This window comes from Xanthomonas sp. 3793, assembly GCF_024806835.1.
Classification (GTDB): domain Bacteria; phylum Pseudomonadota; class Gammaproteobacteria; order Xanthomonadales; family Xanthomonadaceae; genus Xanthomonas; species Xanthomonas arboricola_F.
In genome coordinates, this window is record NZ_JANTYU010000001.1 from 1220402 (window position 1) to 1237448 (window position 17047).

The following is a 17047-nucleotide window of genomic DNA, read 5'->3' on the forward strand; positions in this document are numbered from 1 at the left end:
GATGCCGCCGCAGTGTACCGGTCGATGCGGACCCTGCGCGTGCGCAGCACCTGCCATGCAATACGCGCATGGCAGGCGGGCATGCTCAGGCCAGCCAGTCGCGCCAGGGCAGATTGGGATCGCCCAGCGCGATGAAGTCGCCATTGAGCAAGGTGTCGCGGCGGTTGTAGCGGAACGGCTTGCCGGAAGCGCCGGCCAGCAGCACACCGCCGGCTGCGTGCAGCACGCATTGTCCGGCCGCGGTGTCCCATTCGGAAGTGGGCCCGAAGCGCGGGTAGACATCCAGGTCGCCTTCGGCAATGCGGCAGAACTTCAACGAGGAGCCTTGCGCCACCACGTCGATCTGCCCCATGCGCTCCAACGCAGCGGCGGTGCGCGCATCGCGGTGCGAGCGGCTGGCGGCAACCCGCAAGGGGCTGGCAGCCGGCATGCGGGTGTGCAGCATTTCGTCGCGATCGCCGTCGCGGCGGAAGGCGTTCTCGCCGCGTGCGGCGTACCAGACCCGGCCATCGACCGGTGCCTGCACCACGCCCAGCACCGGCGCGCCCATGTGGATGAGTGCGATGTTGACGCTGAACTCGCCATTGCGTTTGACGAACTCGCGGGTGCCATCCAGCGGATCGACCAGCCAGTAGCTGGTCCAGTACTGACGCTCTTCCCAGGCCATGTGCGCAGACTCTTCCGACAGTACCGGCACGTCGGGCGTTACCCGGCGCAGGCCGTCGACAATGACGCGATTGGCGGCCAGGTCGGCCTGGGTCAGCGGGCTGGCATCGTCCTTGATCTCCACCGCGAAGTCCTGCGCGTACACCTGCATGATGGCCTCGCCCGCTTCGCGGGCAATGGCGATCACGGTTTCGCGCAATTCCATCGGGATGCGGATCATGGGTTGCGCTCCAGCCACTCGCGCGCGATGAACAGGGCGGCCAGCGAGCGGCCTTCGGAGAAATCTTCGCGCAGCATCAATTCGTCCAGACGTGCGATTGGCCAGGGCACCACTTCCATCTCTTCCGGCTCATCGCCGACCAGGCGCTCGGGGTAGAGGTCGCGCGCCAGCACCAACCAGGATTGGTGACTCATATAAGTAGGAGCGAGCGTCATCGCGCGCAGCACCTGGACCTGCCGCGCACCGTAGCCGGCTTCCTCCTTGAGCTCGCGGTCGGCCGCCTGCTCCGGCGTCTCGCCGGCATCGATGCGCCCCTTGACCAGACCCAGCTCGTAGCGATGCACGCCGGCGGCGTATTCGCGCACCAGCAGCACGGTGCTCTCGTCGAGCATCGGCACCACGACGACGGCACCGTGGCCCTGGCTGAGTTGACGTTCGTAGAGGCGGCGCTGCCCGTTGGAAAACTCCAGATCCAGCTGCTGGCGACGGAACGGCCCGTCGCCCAGATCGGTGATCTTGTGGATGGTCGGCAGACGCGGGCTCATGCGTGGCACGCAGCCGCGGAGCGGACCGATAGAATAGGCAGATGCATCGACATGTTCATGAGCCCGAAATCCTAGCAGACCCTGCAGCCTCCGAAACTGCCGAACATTGGCGGCAACGCGATCTTGCCGTGCTGTGGCACCCGTGCACGCAGATGCGCGAGCATCCGCACACGCTTCCGCTGGTCCCCATCGCCGGTGGCCAGGGTGCGTGGCTGATCGGTCACGACGGCCATCGCTACCTGGACGCGGTGAGCAGCTGGTGGACCAACCTGTTCGGCCATGCCGAGCCGCGCATCGGCGCAGCCATCGCGCAGCAGGCCGGCACCCTGGAGCAGGTCATGCTGGCCGGCTTCACGCATGCGCCGGCAGTGCAACTGGCCGAGCGCCTGCTGGCGATTGCGCCGCGCCAGCCCGACCGAGCGCCGCTGGCCAAGGTGTTCTATGCCGACAATGGCTCGGCCGGCGTCGAAGTGGCCTTGAAGATGGCCTTCCATTATTTCCACAACCGCGGCGAGCATCGCCGCACGCGTTTCATCGCACTGGAAAACGGCTACCACGGCGAGACCATCGGCGCGCTGTCGGTGGGCGACATCCCGCTGTATCGGCGCGTGTATGCGCCGTTGCTGCTGGAGTCGATCTTTGCGCCCTCGCCCGATGCCTACCTGGCCGAGCCGGGCCAGAGCGCGGAAGACTACGCGCTGCAGGCGGCCGATGCGCTGCAGGCACTGTTCGAACAATCGCCCGGCGAAATCTGCGCGTTGATCCTGGAACCGCGCGTGCAGTGCGCCGGAGGCATGCGCATGTACCACCCGGCCTACCTGCGCCGTGCGCGCCAATTGTGCGATGCGCATGGCGCGTTTTTGATCGCCGACGAGATCGCCACCGGCTTCGGACGCACCGGCACGCTGTTCGCGTGCGAACAGGCCGGTGTGATGCCCGATCTGTTGTGCCTGTCCAAGGGATTGACCGGCGGCTTTCTGCCGCTCTCGGCGGTGCTGGCCACGCAGCAGTTGTACGACGCGTTTCTGGACGATTCGCGCGAGCGCGCGTTTCTGCATTCGCACAGCTACACCGGCAACCCCCTGGCGTGCGCGGCGGCACTGGCGACCCTGCAGATCTTCGCAGACGACGACGTGATTGCGCGCAACCAGCACACCGCCGCGCGCATGAGCACCTTCGCTGCGCAGATCGGCGAGCACAGCGCAGTGGCGGACGTGCGCCAGGCCGGCATGATCGTGGCCTTCGAACTGACCCAGGGCGGCGACAAGCGCACGCCGTTCGCCGCCGCGGCACGGGTCGGGTTGAAGGCGTATCGCGCGGCGCTGGAACGCGGCGTCGTGCTGCGTCCGCTGGGCGACGTGCTGTACTGGATGCCCCCTTACTGTGTGGACGACGCGCAGCTGGCCTTGCTTGCCGCGACCACCCGTCACGCCATCGAGGAGGCCGTCGCATGCGCCTGACCCGCTCCCATGTCGCGTTGCCGCTGCACTGCGACCAGGAAGTGACCCTGCCAGAAGAGTCCGCCAATCATCTGCTGCGCGTGCTGCGCCTGCGCGAGGGCGATGCCTGCATCCTGTTCAATGGCGATGGCAGCGACTACCACGCACGCATCACCGTGGCCGGCAAGCGCGAGGCACGTGCACTGGTCGAGCGTGCGCAAGCGTTGTCCAACGAATCGCCCTTACGCATCACGCTACTCCAGGGCATCGCACGCGGCGAAAAAATGGACCTGATCCTGCAGAAGGCCACCGAGCTGGGGGTTGCGGCCATCGTGCCGGTCAACGCCGAACGCACCGAGGTCAAGCTCGATGCGGTGCGCATGGAAAAACGCCTTGCGCATTGGCGCAGTGTGGTGGTGTCGGCCTGCGAGCAATCCGGCCGCGCACGCGTGCCGACCGTCGCAGCGCCGCTGGGCTTGCACGAGGCGGCGCAGGCCAGCGATCCACAGGCGCAACGACTGACCCTGGACCCGCAGGGTGAGCATCGCCTGTCCACGCTGAGTGCGAATGTCGACCAGGGGCTCATCGTGGCGATCGGGCCGGAAGGCGGTTGGTCGCCACGCGACCGCGCCACGCTGGCCGATGCCGGTTTCACCGGCCTGCAATTGGGTCCACGCATCCTGCGCACCGAGACCGCCGGACTGGCGGCCATTGCGGCGTTGCAGGCGCGATTCGGGGATCTGTAGGTTCGACGAGCCGTAGGACATCGCGGCCGACGACGCGAAGTGCGGGACATGCATTGCCTCGTGAGACCGGACGTTTGTCGCGGCCAGCAACCCGCGTAGGAGCGCGCCTGGGCGCGAGAGGCCATACCGGGAAGACCCAGTCGCGCCCAGGTGCGCTCCTACGGGATGCGGTGATGCGATGCCGGTCGGCCCGATACGGCGACACTGGAATGACCGCAGTGTCGTGAAATTCCGGGCCCACGCGTAGGAGCGCACCCGGGCGCGAGAGGCCTTCCCGGGAAGACCCGTCGCGCCCAGGTGCGCTCCTACGGTGTAGCGCCGCGCGTCAGCGGCCGTGTTGCAGAAACCAGCTGGCCGCGCCGATCACGCCTAGCTGGCCGTGTTCGACGATGCTGACCGGCACCTGTTCCAATGCGGGCCGCAGCGTGCCCTTGTCGAGCAGGCGGGCAGCGAAGTCGCTGGCGGCGATGAACCCGGCGATCTGCGGCAGGAATCCGCCGGCCAGATAGACGCCGCTGCGGATGCCATAAAGCAGCATCATGTCCCCGACCACGCTGCCCATGAACCCGCAGAACGCCTGCAGCGCATCGCGCGCGAGCGCGTCGTTGCCGGCCAATGCGGCGGCGGTGACATCGGCCGGGCCCTGATGCAACGCCTTCTCGCCACGCAGCGCCGCCAAGGCAGTGTAAAGATTCAGCAGGCCCGGACCGGACAGCAAGGTTTCGGTGCCCACGTGCGTGCGCGTGCGGCGCAGCTCCTGCAGCAAGGCCACTTCCAGATCGCTGGCAGCGGCGAGCGCGGCATGGCCGGCCTCGGTCGGCAACACCATCGGGGTGGCGCCATTGGGAATCCACACCGCCGCGCCCAGCCCGGTTCCGGGACCGAGGACCAGCGCCGGGCCAGGTGCGCCCTGGGCGGGACCGGACAGCTGCATGACCTGATTGCCGGTCATGTAATTGGCTGCGTAGGCGACCGCTTCGAAATCGTTGACCAAATGCAACGCCTGCATGCCGAGCTGGCGGCGAATCTGTTCCGGCGCCAATACCCACGGCAGGTTCGCGGTGATCACGCTACCGTCTTCCAGCGCATAACCGGCACTGGCGATCACACCGCGCCGCACCGGCGCGCATCCCAGCTCTGCAAAGAACGCGGACATGATCTCGGCCAGGCCCGGGTAATCGGCGCAGCGGTACTTGCGATAGTCCAGCACCGTGACCGGCTTGCGCGCATCGGTGCTTGCGCAGACCAGCGCAAGGCGCACATGCGTCCCTCCCACGTCTGCGGCAACGAAGGTGTCGGGGCGCGGAAAGGCCACCGCGTCCATTGGGCTGCTTGCGCTCACGCATTCTCCTGATAAGTGGCAGCGGGCTGGCGTCATGTCCCGCTGTCCGACGAACGGCAGTGGGTAGACAACGTTGTCAGTAATCGCCTTGTAACGCAACTGTGGCGACCACGGTCGGCGCGATCTTCCGCACCACCCATCATCCACGAAAAATCCGCACGCATCACGGAGATTTCCGCACAAAAACCGAGTCTCCGCGATTGGAACGCCATTTAGCCATTGAAAGTGCCAATTGCGCACGCGAGGCATGGCTGCATGTGTGCGCAAGCGCTCAGCCACTTCCGGGATTACGTCGCAGAAAATGCTGCGTTGCAGCGCAATCGCAGCCACATCAGAGATCTGTGACGATGTGTTGACAACGCTGTCAACGCTACGCGAGACTCGATCCAAATCGAGGTTCTGGCAGGAGGGGCCGGGAACTGTTCGGTAGTTGAAGAACGGCGCTTCCCTCGCCTGTCACCCCAGATTCGCGAGTGGCGCGTCATCCGACGCTCGACTCGCCGATGTCGCATTCGCTTCACCGCTTCACCACACGGGGGACACCTCCTCTACCACGCGAATCGACGCCACCTGCTGCCATTGCGGAGCCAAGGAGTGCGATCACCGCGATCGGTCAGGGCGTGTTGTTTTGCCGGCCACGCCGAGCGCGTGACGCCTTTGACGGCGGCGCGCTCACAGCACTAACCAACGAGGTTTAGCCATGCACAGCCGCACCACGACGTTAGCACTCTGTATCACCGCCGCTCTGTACTGCTCCGGCTCTGCAATGGCTGCCGGACAAGAACAACAGGCCGCGGCTGGCACCACGCCATCTGCCACCACCGAGTTGGACACGATCACCGTCACCGGCTACCGCGCTTCGCTGGAGAAGAGCCAGGCGGTCAAGCGCTCGGCCAACTCCATCGTCGATGCGATCAGCGCCGAAGACATCGGCAAGTTCCCGGACATCAATGCGGCCGAATCGCTGTCGCACCTGCCGGGCATCAGCGTCGACCGCCAGTTCGGCGAAGGCGAAAAGGTCAGCATCAACGGCACCGACCCGGCCTTGAACCGCGTGCTGCTCAACGGCCAGACCATCGCCTCGGGCGACTGGGGCGGCAATCCGACCGACACCAGCGGCCGTACCTTCAACTACACCCTGCTGTCGCCGGAAATCATCGGCCTGATGGAGGTCTACAAGACCCCGGAAGCGCGCATCGACGAAGGCTCGATCGGCGGCACCGTGATCGTGCACACCCGCAAGCCGCTGGACCTGCCCAAGAACACCATCCGCGGCTCGGTCGGCTACAACTACAACGACCGCTCGGAAGAAGGCAATCCGCGCGGCTCGGCGCTATGGAGCTGGAAGAACGACGACGAGACCTTCGGTGCGTTGATCTCCGCCACGCATGACAAGCAGGACCTGGCGCGCGCCGGTATCGAATACTTCGGCTACGTCACCGGCCGGGACAGTAACGGCCGGGGCATTCCGCCGTCAGCCACCATCACCGGCGACGGCAGCGATGTGGCCACCGCCCGTGTGCCGGCAGGCATCAACAGCGCGTTCTTCCAGCAAACCCGCGAGCGTAGCGGCGTGCAGGGTGCGTTGCAGTGGAAGCCGAACGAGCAGAACGAGTTCAACCTGACCGGCCTGTACATCAAGGGCAAGTACAACAACTTCAGCGAATCGCGCTACGTCTGCCCGGCCTGCAACAACGACCTGCAGAAGGTCACCAGCGCCAATGTGCAGAACGGCGTGGTCACCTCGGCAACCTTTGGCGATGGCGCTGCCGGGCAGCCGTATGCGCAGTTGGATGCCAACTACCGCGAGAGCACCGTCACCACCAAGAGCCTGAACCTGCGTCACGACTGGTCGGGTGAGAAGTGGGTGTTCACCACCCAGGTTGGCGACACCAAAGCCACCGGCGGCAAGAACCCCGAATACTTGATGAAGTTCCTGATGGCTGACGGCGGCTACAACTACGCCTTCGACGGCCGCAATACCGCGGTGAACTACGACAACGGCGGTGCATCCAACTGGACCCTGCCGGGTTCACCGGCAGGCCTGCCGGCCGGTTCACAGGATGCCAGCGCCATGCAGGCCGGCGGCATCTTCTATCAGAAGAGCACCGACGAAGAGAAGTACTTCCAGTGGGATGCCGCGCGCGACCTGGAATGGGGTCCTTTCACAAAGCTGCAGTTCGGCTACAAGTACATCAATCACAACAACGGGGTAGATGCGCGCGGTAACCGCATCAACACCACCGATCCGATCTCGCTGACCCAGTTCAATCCGGGCACCACGCCGAGCGGTCTGTACGACGGCCTGGGCGCCAGCGGCGACCTGACCACCTGGCCGACCGCAAGCCTGAACGCGGTGCGCAGCTACCTGTTGTCGCAGCCGCAGGGTCCGTACCGTCCGGACTACGGCTCCTCGTTCGAGGTGAAGGAGATCACCCAGAACGTCTACACACAGCTGAACTACGAGACCGGCAAGTGGCGCGGCAACGTCGGCGTGCGTCTGGTCGACACTACCGACAAGTCGCTCTACTGGCAGACCGCCGATGGCGGCACCAACTACTCGCGCGTGGCTGAAAACAACGACTACCGCAAGGCGCTGCCGAGCTTCAACCTCGCATACGACATCACCGACGACGCGGTACTGCGCTTCTCGGCGGCCAAGGTCATCGCACGTCCGCGTTATGGCGATCTGGCCGGCACCTTCAGCATCAACAGTGCCAACGGCAACCTGACCGCCGGCGGCGGTAACCCGGATCTGAAGCCGTACGAATCCACCAACTACGACCTGGCTGCCGAATGGTACTTCGCACCGTCCAGCATGCTGTCCGGTGAAGTGTTCTATCGCGATATCAGCTCCTACATCGTCAACACCACCAGTCAGCAGCAGCTGACCGATCCGATCAGCGGCACCTCCGGCATCTACACGGTGACCTCGCCGATCAACGTCTCCGACGCCAAGGTCAAGGGCGTGTCGGTCAACTACCAGCAGAGCTTCGGCCTGGGCTTCGGGTTGCAAGCCAACTACACGTTCGCCGAGTCCGACTCCAGCTCAGGCTTGAACCTGCCGTACCTGTCGCGCGATACCTACAACGTGATCCCGTACTGGGAGCATGGCGACTGGACGGTTCGCGTGAACTACAGCTACCGCTCCAAGTACTTCACCCAGATCGGCCGGCTGGCATCGCAGGACTTTGCAGACAGCTACAAGCAGCTGGATCTGAACGCCTCGTATCAGATCACCGACTACATGGGCATCACCTTCGGCGCCACCAACCTGCTGGATTCGACCTACCGTCTCTTCAGCAACACGCGCGATACTCCAACGGCGTTCTACAAGAACGGCCGCGGCTATCAGGCCCAGCTGAACTTCAAGTTCTGATGTAGCACCGGCGCGCCACCGACCCTCCACGGTGGCGCGCTTTTTTTTGAGTTGTGCGTTGCATGCAGCGCACCGCTCGATGTTGTACCAAGGAGTGGTACTGGCCACGCCCCTTCGCGGTTGAGGGAGCATGGCCAGGCCCGCTTTTGCCATCCACGCACGGTTGCAGCATCGCCGGCGCGTCTTGCTCAACAGGAGTGCAGTTCCCATGACGACCGATAGCCGCGTGTTTGCGGCTCCATCCCGCCGCCACGCCGGAGCTGTACCCAGAACGCGAATGCTCGCGCTCGGTCTGCTGCTCGCGTTGCCTGCCGCCACGCTCAGCGCGCAATCGCCCACCGCGCCCACCGCTACCACGCTCAGTCCCGAGGTCATCGACCAGCAGTGGCTCGATGCCACCGCCAAGTACGCGCCCGAACGCGATCGCCTGGTGCGCGAAGCCGAAGCCGGCGCACGCAAGGGCCCGTTTCGCCCCGACTGGGCCGCGCTGAAGGCGTATCAATCGCCGGCGTGGTACGACAACGCCAAGTTCGGCATCTTCATCCATTGGGGCGTGTTCTCGGTGCCGGCGTTCGGCAGCGAGTGGTATTCGCGCAACATGTATCTGCAAGGCTCCAAGGAGTTCGCCCATCACGTGGCCACTTATGGCCCGCAGGCGAGCTCCGGCTACAAGGACCTGATTCCCAAGTTCACCGCGCCCAAGTTCGACCCCAATGGATGGGCCAAGCTGTTCCGTGAATCCGGCGCGCGCTACGTGGTGCCGGTGGCCGAACACCACGACGGCTTTGCGCTGTACGACTCCAAGCTGTCCGACTGGACCGCGATGAAGATGGGACCCAGGCGCGATCTGTTGGGCGAATTGTCCAAGTCGATCCGTGCGCAGGGACTGCACTTCGGGCTGTCGTCGCACCGCGCCGAACACAACTGGTTCTTCGACGGCGGGCGTAAATTCGATTCCGACGTCAACGACCCGCGCTATGCGGCGCTGTACGGCCCGGCGCAGGTGCGCCTGCCGGGCAAGGACGATGCCGACGTAGCCAACGACTGGACGCCGGTGTCGCAGGCCTGGCTGGACGACTGGCTGGCACGCACCACCGAGTTGATCGACACCTATCAACCGGACCTGATCTATTTCGACTGGTGGATCGCCCACCCCACGTTCCGTCGCAGCCTGCCGACGATGCTGGCGTACTACTACAACCAGGGCGCGGCGCGCACCGAAGCCGATCGCGGCGTGGTGGTGAACTACAAGCTCGGTGCGTTTCCGGAAGGGGCCGGCACGCTGGATATCGAACGCGGCCAGCTCACCGGCATCCATCCCACGCATTGGCAGACCGATACCTCGGTCAGCAATGCCTCGTGGGGTTACATCGAAAACGACACCTACAAGTCGCCGACCTTCATCATCCACATGCTGGCCGACGTGGTGGCCAAGAACGGCAACCTGATGCTCAACATCGGCCCGCGGGCCGATGGCTCGATCCCGGATACCGAGCGCGGCATCCTGCTGGCGATCGGCAAGTGGCTCAAGACGAACGGCGGCGCGATCTACGACAGCAAGCCCTGGCGCGTGTATGGCGAAGGCCCGACCGAAGTGGTGGGCGGCACCTTCCAGGACGTCAAGACCAAGCCGTATACGGCCGAAGATTTTCGCTTCACCACCCGCGATGGCGCGCTGTATGCGATCGAGCTCGGCTGGCCGACCGATGGCGAGGCGGTGATCCGCTCGCTCACACCCGCCGATGGCGTGCGCGGCGTGACCCTGCTGGCAAACGGCAAGAAGATCCCGTTCGAACAACGCGCCGATGGCCTGCATCTGCGCCTTCCCGTAAAGCCGGTTGGCGAGAGCGCGTATGTGTTCCGCATCGACCTTTCTTCCTCCACTCCCTGACGGATGTTGTCTTTCATGAGTAAGCGATTGACCTGGATGTTGCTTGCGCTGGCACTGACCTGCGCCCCGGCCCTGGCCAAGAACCCCACGGCGTTGTTCTATCTGATGAACACGCAGAAATCGACCAACTCGTTCATTGCCAACGTCGACAAGATCGATGTGGTGGTGCCCACCTGGTACGGCGTCGACCAGAACGGCCTGGTCAACGGCACGCCCAATATGTACCTGTACGACATCGCCAAGCAGAAGAACCTGCGGGTGATGCCGATCCTGTCGATGACCACCGGTCGCGACGGCTTCCACAAGCTGATGCACGACGAAGCGGCCAAGAAGCGCATGATCGAATCGCTGCTGATCCACGGAAAGCAGCACAAGTACTATGGCTTCCAGTTCGATTTCGAGAACATCGCCTGGACCGATCGCGATGCCTACACCTTGATGGTCAAGCAGACCGCCGACGCCTTGCACAAGGCCGGCTTCAAGATGTCGGTGGCGGTGGTGCCCAACGCCCCGGGTCACGCCGAAGGCGGCCAGTTCTCCAAGTGGATGTGGGAATACTGGCGCGGTGCGTACGACCTCAAGGCGCTGGGCCAGGCCGCGGATCTGATCAGCATCATGACCTACGACCAGCACACCCGCTGGACCACGCCCGGCCCGGTGGATGGCATGGTGTGGATGAAGAAGCACCTGGATTACGCGATCACCCAGGTACCGAAGGAAAAACTCTCGCTCGGCATCGCCACCTACGGCTACCGCTGGTACACCGGCAACCCGGTCAAGGAAGACGGCACCGAAGCGTCGAACATCTCCGCAACCTACATCGATGCCGACGAATCCTTCCCGCTGGCGATCGAACAGAACGCCACCGTGCAGTGGGATCCGGTGGAGCAGGAATCGTGGTTCTACTTCTACCGCGACGACATGCGCGAGTGGGTGTTCCGCCCGGACGCGCGCAGCTTCAAGGCACGCTACGACATGGCCAAGCAATACGGCCTGGAAGGGTTCAGCTGCTGGGTGCTGGGTGCGGAAGATCCGAAGGTGTGGGACGAATTGCCGGTCGCGCAGCGCTGACCCACACACCCGACTGGCGCAGCGCGTTGAAGCGTGCGCCAGTCCCTGCGTAAAGCGTGGCGGCTTTGCTACTGTGCGTTGCGCGACGCATGAGCAGATCGCCATGTGCACCCGATCCGGCAAGCGATGCGCATGCGCTCGAAATCATCGGTCGCCACTCGTACACTGCAACGGGGCTGCAGCCATTGTCGCCACATGTGTGAGTCGCATCGTCGCAGCGGCCAGGCATCGCTGGCTTGCGGCGCTGCACGATGCGGCTGCCCTACCCCGCTGCGTCGGTGTCTTGTCGCAGCGCCCCGCTCTCCGCCATATCGGGATGTGATTGCATGATGGTCAACACCAGCCGGACTCCACACACACCATTGTCGAGAGTGCTGTGGCTGGACACGTCGCCATCGGGCACACCCTTATCAAGTACGCCCTTATCAAGCACGTCTGCATCGAACAAGCTGTCATTGCGCATGCCGTCGTTGGGCATGCTGTCAGCAGGCGCGCTGCCGTCGCGCCTGCTTGCGTTGTCGCTGGTCGCGCTGATGCTGGCCGGCTGCGGTAAACGCGAAGCCGGTACTGCACCGGCTGTGGCACGTGCAGGCGCCACAGCGGCCGCACCATCGGCCGATGCACCATTCCCCCTGATTCCAGCACCGGTCGAGGCGACGCCTGCGGCCGGTCGTTTCACCATCGACACCGGCACCGTGATTTCGATAGAAGCCGGCGACGCCGATGCGCGGCGCAGTGCCGAGTATCTGGCCGGCCTGCTCAAGCGCACCCGCGGGCTGACGTTGGAAGTGCGTGCCGAGGCCACCCCTTCTCCGGCCAGCATCCGCCTGGAACGTAACGCGCAGGCAGCGGTGCCGCAGAAGGAAGGCTACAGCCTGGACGTCACTGCCAAAGGCATCCGCATCGCTGCGCGCGATGGTGCCGGGCTGTTCTATGGCGCAATCAGCGCTTGGCAGTTGATGACCCCCGATGCGCGCAAGGGTGCCGTGACCGTGCCCGGTGTGAGCATCCGCGACTGGCCGCGCTTTGGCTGGCGTGGTCAGCATCTGGACGTGGCCCGCCATTTCCACGACGTGGACACCGTCAAGCATGTGCTGGACGCGATGGCCGTGCACAAGCTCAATGTGCTGCACTGGCATCTGACCGACGACCAGGGCTGGCGCATCGAAATCAAGCGTTACCCCAAACTTACCGAGGTCGGTGCCTGGCGCACACCGCCGGGTGCCGGCAGACACGGCACGCCGGAGCGCTCCGGTGGTTTTTATACGCAGGAGCAGATCAGCGAAATCGTCGCGTATGCGGCGCGCCTGCACATTACCGTGTTGCCCGAGCTGGACATGCCCGGCCATGCGCAGGCAGCCGTTGCCGCCTACCCCGAAGAGGTGGGCGTGCCTGGCGTGCGCACCCAGGTGGGCGTGGACTGGGGCGTCAACCCGTACCTGTTCAACACCAGCGAGCGCAGCCTGAGCTTCATCACCAACGTGCTGGATGAAGTGCTGACATTGTTTCCGTCGCCGTATATCCACATCGGTGGCGATGAGGCAGTCAAGGATCAATGGGAAGCCTCGCCCGCGGTGCGTGCGCAGATGCGCAAGCTGGGCGTCAAGGACGCGCATGCGATGCAAGGCTGGTTCAACGAACAACTGGCGCATTATCTGACCGCGCACGGCCGGCGCATGATCGGTTGGGACGAGATTCTGGAAGGCGGCGTGCCGCCCACTGCGTCGGTGATGTCGTGGCGTGGTGTCGAAGGTGCAGTGACTGCAGCAAAGCAAGGCCACGATGTGGTGCTTGCGCCGGGCGACTGGCTGTATCTGGACAATCTGCAGACCACCCGAAGCGACGAACCCAACGGTCGCCTGACCGTGTTGCCGTTGTCGAAGGTCTACGCGTTCAACCCGGTGCCTGCCGAGCTCGGCGCCGAACAGGCCAGGCACGTACTGGGCGCACAAGGTGCGTTGTGGTCCGAATACATCCCCTCGCGCTGGCATGTGGATCACGCGCTGTTCCCGCGCCTGTCGGCAGTGGCGGAAATGACCTGGTCACCGCAGGCGGCACGCAACTGGGACAGTTTTCTGACACGCATGCCGGCACAGCTGCAGCGCTACAAGGCACTGAGCATCGATTACAGCGACGGCGCCTTCGCCGCCGAGATCGCCCTGGAAAACGGCCCCAACCCGGTGCTCGCCGGCGGCCCGGCCAAGGTGACGTTGAGCACGCAGACTGGCGCAGGCGCACTGCATTACACCGTCGACGGCAGCGACCCCACCCCGGCATCGCCGCGCTATGAGGCGCCGTTGACGATCAGCCTGCCGACTACGGTCAAGGCCACCGCGTTCACCGCCGATGGCATGCCGCTGGCCGCAGCGCGCAGCCGCACCTTCGACCGCGCCTCGCTGTTGCGCGTGGACACGCAAGGCCTGCGCGATTGCGTGGCACAGGGCGCGCTTGGCCTGCGCTTGCCATTGCTGCCGGAAATGACCGGCGCCGCGACGCCTGTCTACAACGTCGATCTGTTCCATGCCTGCCGGCTGTATCCGCAGGCACGACTGGATGGCGTCGGCGCGATCCGGATCGAGGCCGCGCGCCTGCCCAACAACTTCGGTCTGGCGCACGAGCAATCCAAGGTGGTGCAGTACCCGGCCAAGACCCGCGGCGGCGAGCTGGAAGTACGCCAGGGCTGCGACGGCGAACTGATCGCCAGCGTGCAACTCCCCAGGAGCGACACCCTGGGCGAACAGTTCACCCTGGAAACCCCGCTGCCTGCACGCACCGGCATCCATGATCTCTGCCTGCGCTTCACCGCGCCGATTCGCGGCCCGTTGTATGCCATCGGCGCCGTCCAACTGATTGAAACCACCGCGCAGGCGCCCCCCGCCGCCACGCGCTGACCCATCCAAGGAGACTCACCCATGCCCCTGCCGCATCGCACTGCCCCCGCACTGTCACTGCTCACACCCGCCCGTCTCGGGCTTGCCCTGACCTTTGCACTTTCGCAGGCCTGGGCGGCACCGCCTACGGCAGTGAACCTGGACAGCGGCTGGCAGGTGCGTCTGGTGCCGGGGCAGGAACAGGCCAAGACCTATCCCAAGGCCGCCAGCTGGATGCCGGCGCAGGTGCCGGGCGTGGTGCAGACCGACCTGATCGCCGCCAAGGTGGTGCCCGACCCGTTCCTGCGCGACAACGAGGGCAAGATCCAGTGGGCCGGCTTGAGCGATTGGCAGTACCAGACCCGCTTCAACGTGGATGCGGCCACGCTCAAGCGCGAGCACGTGGAGCTGGTGTTCGACGGCCTGGACACACTGGCCGAGGTCACCCTCAACGGCAAGCCGCTGCTGAGTGCCGGCAACATGTTCCGGCAGTGGCGCGTGGACGCCAAGCCGCTGCTCAAGCGAGGCGACAACGTGCTGGAAATCAAGTTCCTTTCGCCGATCAAGAAGATCCAGCCGTGGCTGGCCAAGCAGCCGTATGCGCTGCCGGGCGCCTACGATTCGGCATTCGGCGATGAGCCGGACGGGCGCCACAGCTCCACCTACGTGCGCAAGGCGCCGTATAGCTACGGCTGGGACTGGGGCCCGCGCATGGTCAATGCCGGCATCTGGAAAGATGTGCGCGTGGAAGCCTGGGATGCGCTGCGCGTGGACGGCCTGCATGTCGCCCAGCAACGCGTCGACGCGGATGCTGCGCAATTGCAGGCGCAGCTGGAACTGCAGGCCGGCCGCAGCGGGCCGGTGCAGGTGACGCTGGATGTGCTGGGCCCGGATGGGCAAAAAGTCGGCCAGTTCACCCAGGACGCGGTGGTCGACCCGGGCAAGAACCGCATCGACCTGGCGGTACGCATCGCCAAGCCCAAGCGCTGGTTCCCGGCCGGCTACGGCGCGCAGGACCGCTACACCTTCGTGGCCAGCGTGCGCGACGCCGATGGCGACAGCCAGCAGATCAAGCGCGTCACCGGCCTGCGTTCGGTGGAGCTGCGCCGCGAAAAGGACACCTGGGGCAAGAGCATGGAGATCGTGATCAACGGCATCCCGATCTTCGCCAAGGGCGCCAACCTGATTCCGCTGGATGCGTTCCCCTCGCGAGTCAGCCAGGAGCGCATGCGCAGCACCCTGCAGGATGCGCGCGACGCTAACATGAACATGCTGCGCATGTGGGGCGGCGGGCATTACCAGGACGACCACTTCTACGAGGTGGCCGACGAGCTGGGCATCATGATCTGGCAGGATTTCATGTTCGGCGGCGCGGTGCCTCCGTATGACGTGGAGTTCCGCGAGAACACGCGGCAGGAGGCGATCGAACAGGTCAAGCGCCTGCGTGATCACCCCAGCATCGTGTTGTGGTGCGGCAATAACGAGGTGCAGACCGGCTGGGAAAACTGGGGCGACCGGGTCAAGTTCAAGCAATCGCTGGACCCGGAAGAACGCACCCGCGTCGAACGCGGCATGACCACCCTGTTCGGCACCGTGTTCCGCGAAGTGGTGGCCACCTACGATAGCGACGTGCCGTACTGGGCCACCTCGCCGGGTACCGACTTCGACGGCGGTGCCGACCAGACCAACGATGGCGATATGCACTATTGGAAAGTGTGGGGCGGCCCCGCGCTGCCGGTGACCGAATACCTCAACGTCACCCCGCGCTTCATGTCCGAGTACGGCCTGCAGTCGTTCCCGGACATGCGCACCGTGCGCGTGTTTGCCGATGCAGCCGACATGGACCCGGAATCGCCGGTGATGCGCGCGCACCAGAAGTTCGACAAGGGCAACGGCAACAAGCGGCTGATGCTGTACATCCGCCGCGAATTCGGCGAGCCCAAGGATTTCGAAAGCTTCGTCTACCTGAGCCAGCTGATGCAGGCCGAAGGCATCAACCTGGCCGCCTCGCACCTGCGCGCCTCGCGTCCGCAGTCGATGGGTTCGTTGTACTGGCAGCTCAACGATGTCTGGCCGGGCGCGTCGTGGTCCAGCGTGGATTACTACGGCCGCTGGAAAGCACTGCAGTACCATGCGCGCCGCTTCTATGCGCCGGAACTGATCGCCGCATTGCGCAACGACAAGGGCCAGACCCAGGTCTCGCTGATCTCCGATCGCACCACCGCCTTGAATGCACGCTGGCGCATGCGGGTGATGAGCATGGACGGCAAGGTGCTGAGCAAGCGCGAGCAGAAGACCACGGTCAAGCCGCTGAGCAGCCTGCAGGTGGGCAACTTCAGCGATGCGCAATTGCTGGGCAAGGCCGACCCGAAGCGCAGCTATGCGGTGTTCGAGTTGCTGGAGGGCGACACGCTGCTGTCGCGTGAAGTGGTGTTCTTCGCACCGGCCAAGCAGCTCGCACTGCCAACCGCCAAGATCGACGGCCAATGGCGCGCCGATGGCGATGGCTATGCGCTGACCCTGACCAGCAACACGCTGGCGCGCGAGGTGTGGCTGTCGTTCGGCGACCTGGAGGTGAAGGTGGCCGATAACGCCTTCGACCTGCTGCCGGGCGAACCGTTGACGCTGCACGTCTCCAGCAAGCTGCCGATGGCGCAGGTGCAGTCTGCGTTGCAGGTGCGCGATTTGGCATCGACGCTGGCCGGCGCTCCGCCGGAGCCGCCGGAGGCAGCGGCGACGAAATGAGCTCCGGGACGGCCCTCATCCGCCCTGCGGGCACCTTCTCCCGCCTGGCGGGAGAAGGACTCGGTATCCGCTCATGCGTGCCCTTTCCCACATGCATGGCCGTCCCCTCACACGCATGACCACGCCCGCGTTG

General features: G+C 64.9%; 11 protein-coding genes. 7 read left to right on the forward strand and 4 right to left on the reverse strand.

The window, feature by feature from the left end; all coding sequences use genetic code 11:
- Positions 1–85 precede the first annotated feature (85 nt).
- Complete coding sequence (gene cysQ, locus FHY18_RS05150; RefSeq protein ID WP_259151981.1) at positions 86–886, reverse strand: 3'(2'),5'-bisphosphate nucleotidase CysQ; 801 nt, start codon at positions 884–886, stop codon at positions 86–88.
- The gene (nudE, locus tag FHY18_RS05155) at positions 883–1431 is read right to left on the reverse strand and encodes an ADP compounds hydrolase NudE (RefSeq protein WP_039423334.1); all 549 of its coding nucleotides are present in this window, start codon (positions 1429–1431) and stop codon (positions 883–885) included. The genes cysQ and nudE overlap by 4 nt, the downstream gene beginning before the upstream one ends.
- Before the next feature lie 41 nt (positions 1432–1472).
- On the opposite strand from nudE, the gene bioA reads away from it, so the two are divergent.
- Together bioA and FHY18_RS05165 are read left to right on the forward strand one after the other, a co-directional pair.
- A complete protein-coding gene (gene bioA, locus FHY18_RS05160) occupies positions 1473–2891 on the forward strand; it encodes an adenosylmethionine--8-amino-7-oxononanoate transaminase (RefSeq protein WP_259151982.1) in 1419 nt (472 codons plus the stop codon).
- Entirely contained in the window at positions 2882–3616 is a 735-nt protein-coding gene (locus FHY18_RS05165) for a 16S rRNA (uracil(1498)-N(3))-methyltransferase (protein ID WP_259151983.1), read from the forward strand. The genes bioA and FHY18_RS05165 overlap by 10 nt, the downstream gene beginning before the upstream one ends.
- A gap of 325 nt (positions 3617–3941) precedes the next feature.
- Here the strand turns inward: FHY18_RS05165 and FHY18_RS05170 are convergent, their stop codons facing one another.
- The gene (locus tag FHY18_RS05170; RefSeq protein ID WP_259152508.1) at positions 3942–4940 is read right to left on the reverse strand and encodes a glucokinase family protein; all 999 of its coding nucleotides are present in this window, start codon (positions 4938–4940) and stop codon (positions 3942–3944) included.
- 718 nt (positions 4941–5658) lie between these two features.
- Between FHY18_RS05170 and FHY18_RS05175 the strand changes: the two genes are divergently transcribed.
- From FHY18_RS05175 to FHY18_RS05185, 3 genes are all read left to right on the forward strand, one after another.
- Positions 5659–8337, forward strand: a complete 2679-nt coding sequence (locus FHY18_RS05175; protein WP_259151985.1) for a TonB-dependent receptor — start codon at positions 5659–5661, stop codon at positions 8335–8337.
- A gap of 208 nt (positions 8338–8545) precedes the next feature.
- The gene (locus tag FHY18_RS05180) at positions 8546–10228 is read left to right on the forward strand and encodes an alpha-L-fucosidase (protein WP_259151986.1); all 1683 of its coding nucleotides are present in this window, start codon (positions 8546–8548) and stop codon (positions 10226–10228) included.
- 3 nt (positions 10229–10231) lie between these two features.
- Positions 10232–11299, forward strand: coding sequence for a glycosyl hydrolase family 18 protein (locus FHY18_RS05185; protein ID WP_259151987.1), 1068 nt, complete (start codon positions 10232–10234; stop codon positions 11297–11299).
- Between the two features lie 262 nt (positions 11300–11561).
- Here FHY18_RS05185 and FHY18_RS05190 read toward each other — a convergent pair whose 3' ends face one another.
- Positions 11562–11777 carry a hypothetical protein gene (locus FHY18_RS05190; RefSeq protein WP_259151988.1) on the reverse strand — a complete coding sequence of 72 codons (216 nt, stop codon included), beginning with the start codon at positions 11775–11777 and terminating at the stop codon, positions 11562–11564.
- On the opposite strand from FHY18_RS05190, the gene FHY18_RS05195 reads away from it, so the two are divergent.
- A complete protein-coding gene (locus FHY18_RS05195; RefSeq protein ID WP_259151989.1) occupies positions 11776–14190 on the forward strand; it encodes a family 20 glycosylhydrolase in 2415 nt (804 codons plus the stop codon). The two genes, FHY18_RS05190 and FHY18_RS05195, sit on opposite strands and share 2 nt — an antisense overlap.
- Before the next feature lie 21 nt (positions 14191–14211).
- Entirely contained in the window at positions 14212–16914 is a 2703-nt protein-coding gene (locus FHY18_RS05200; protein ID WP_259151990.1) for a glycoside hydrolase family 2 protein, read from the forward strand.
- Positions 16915–17047: the final 133 nt, after the last annotated feature.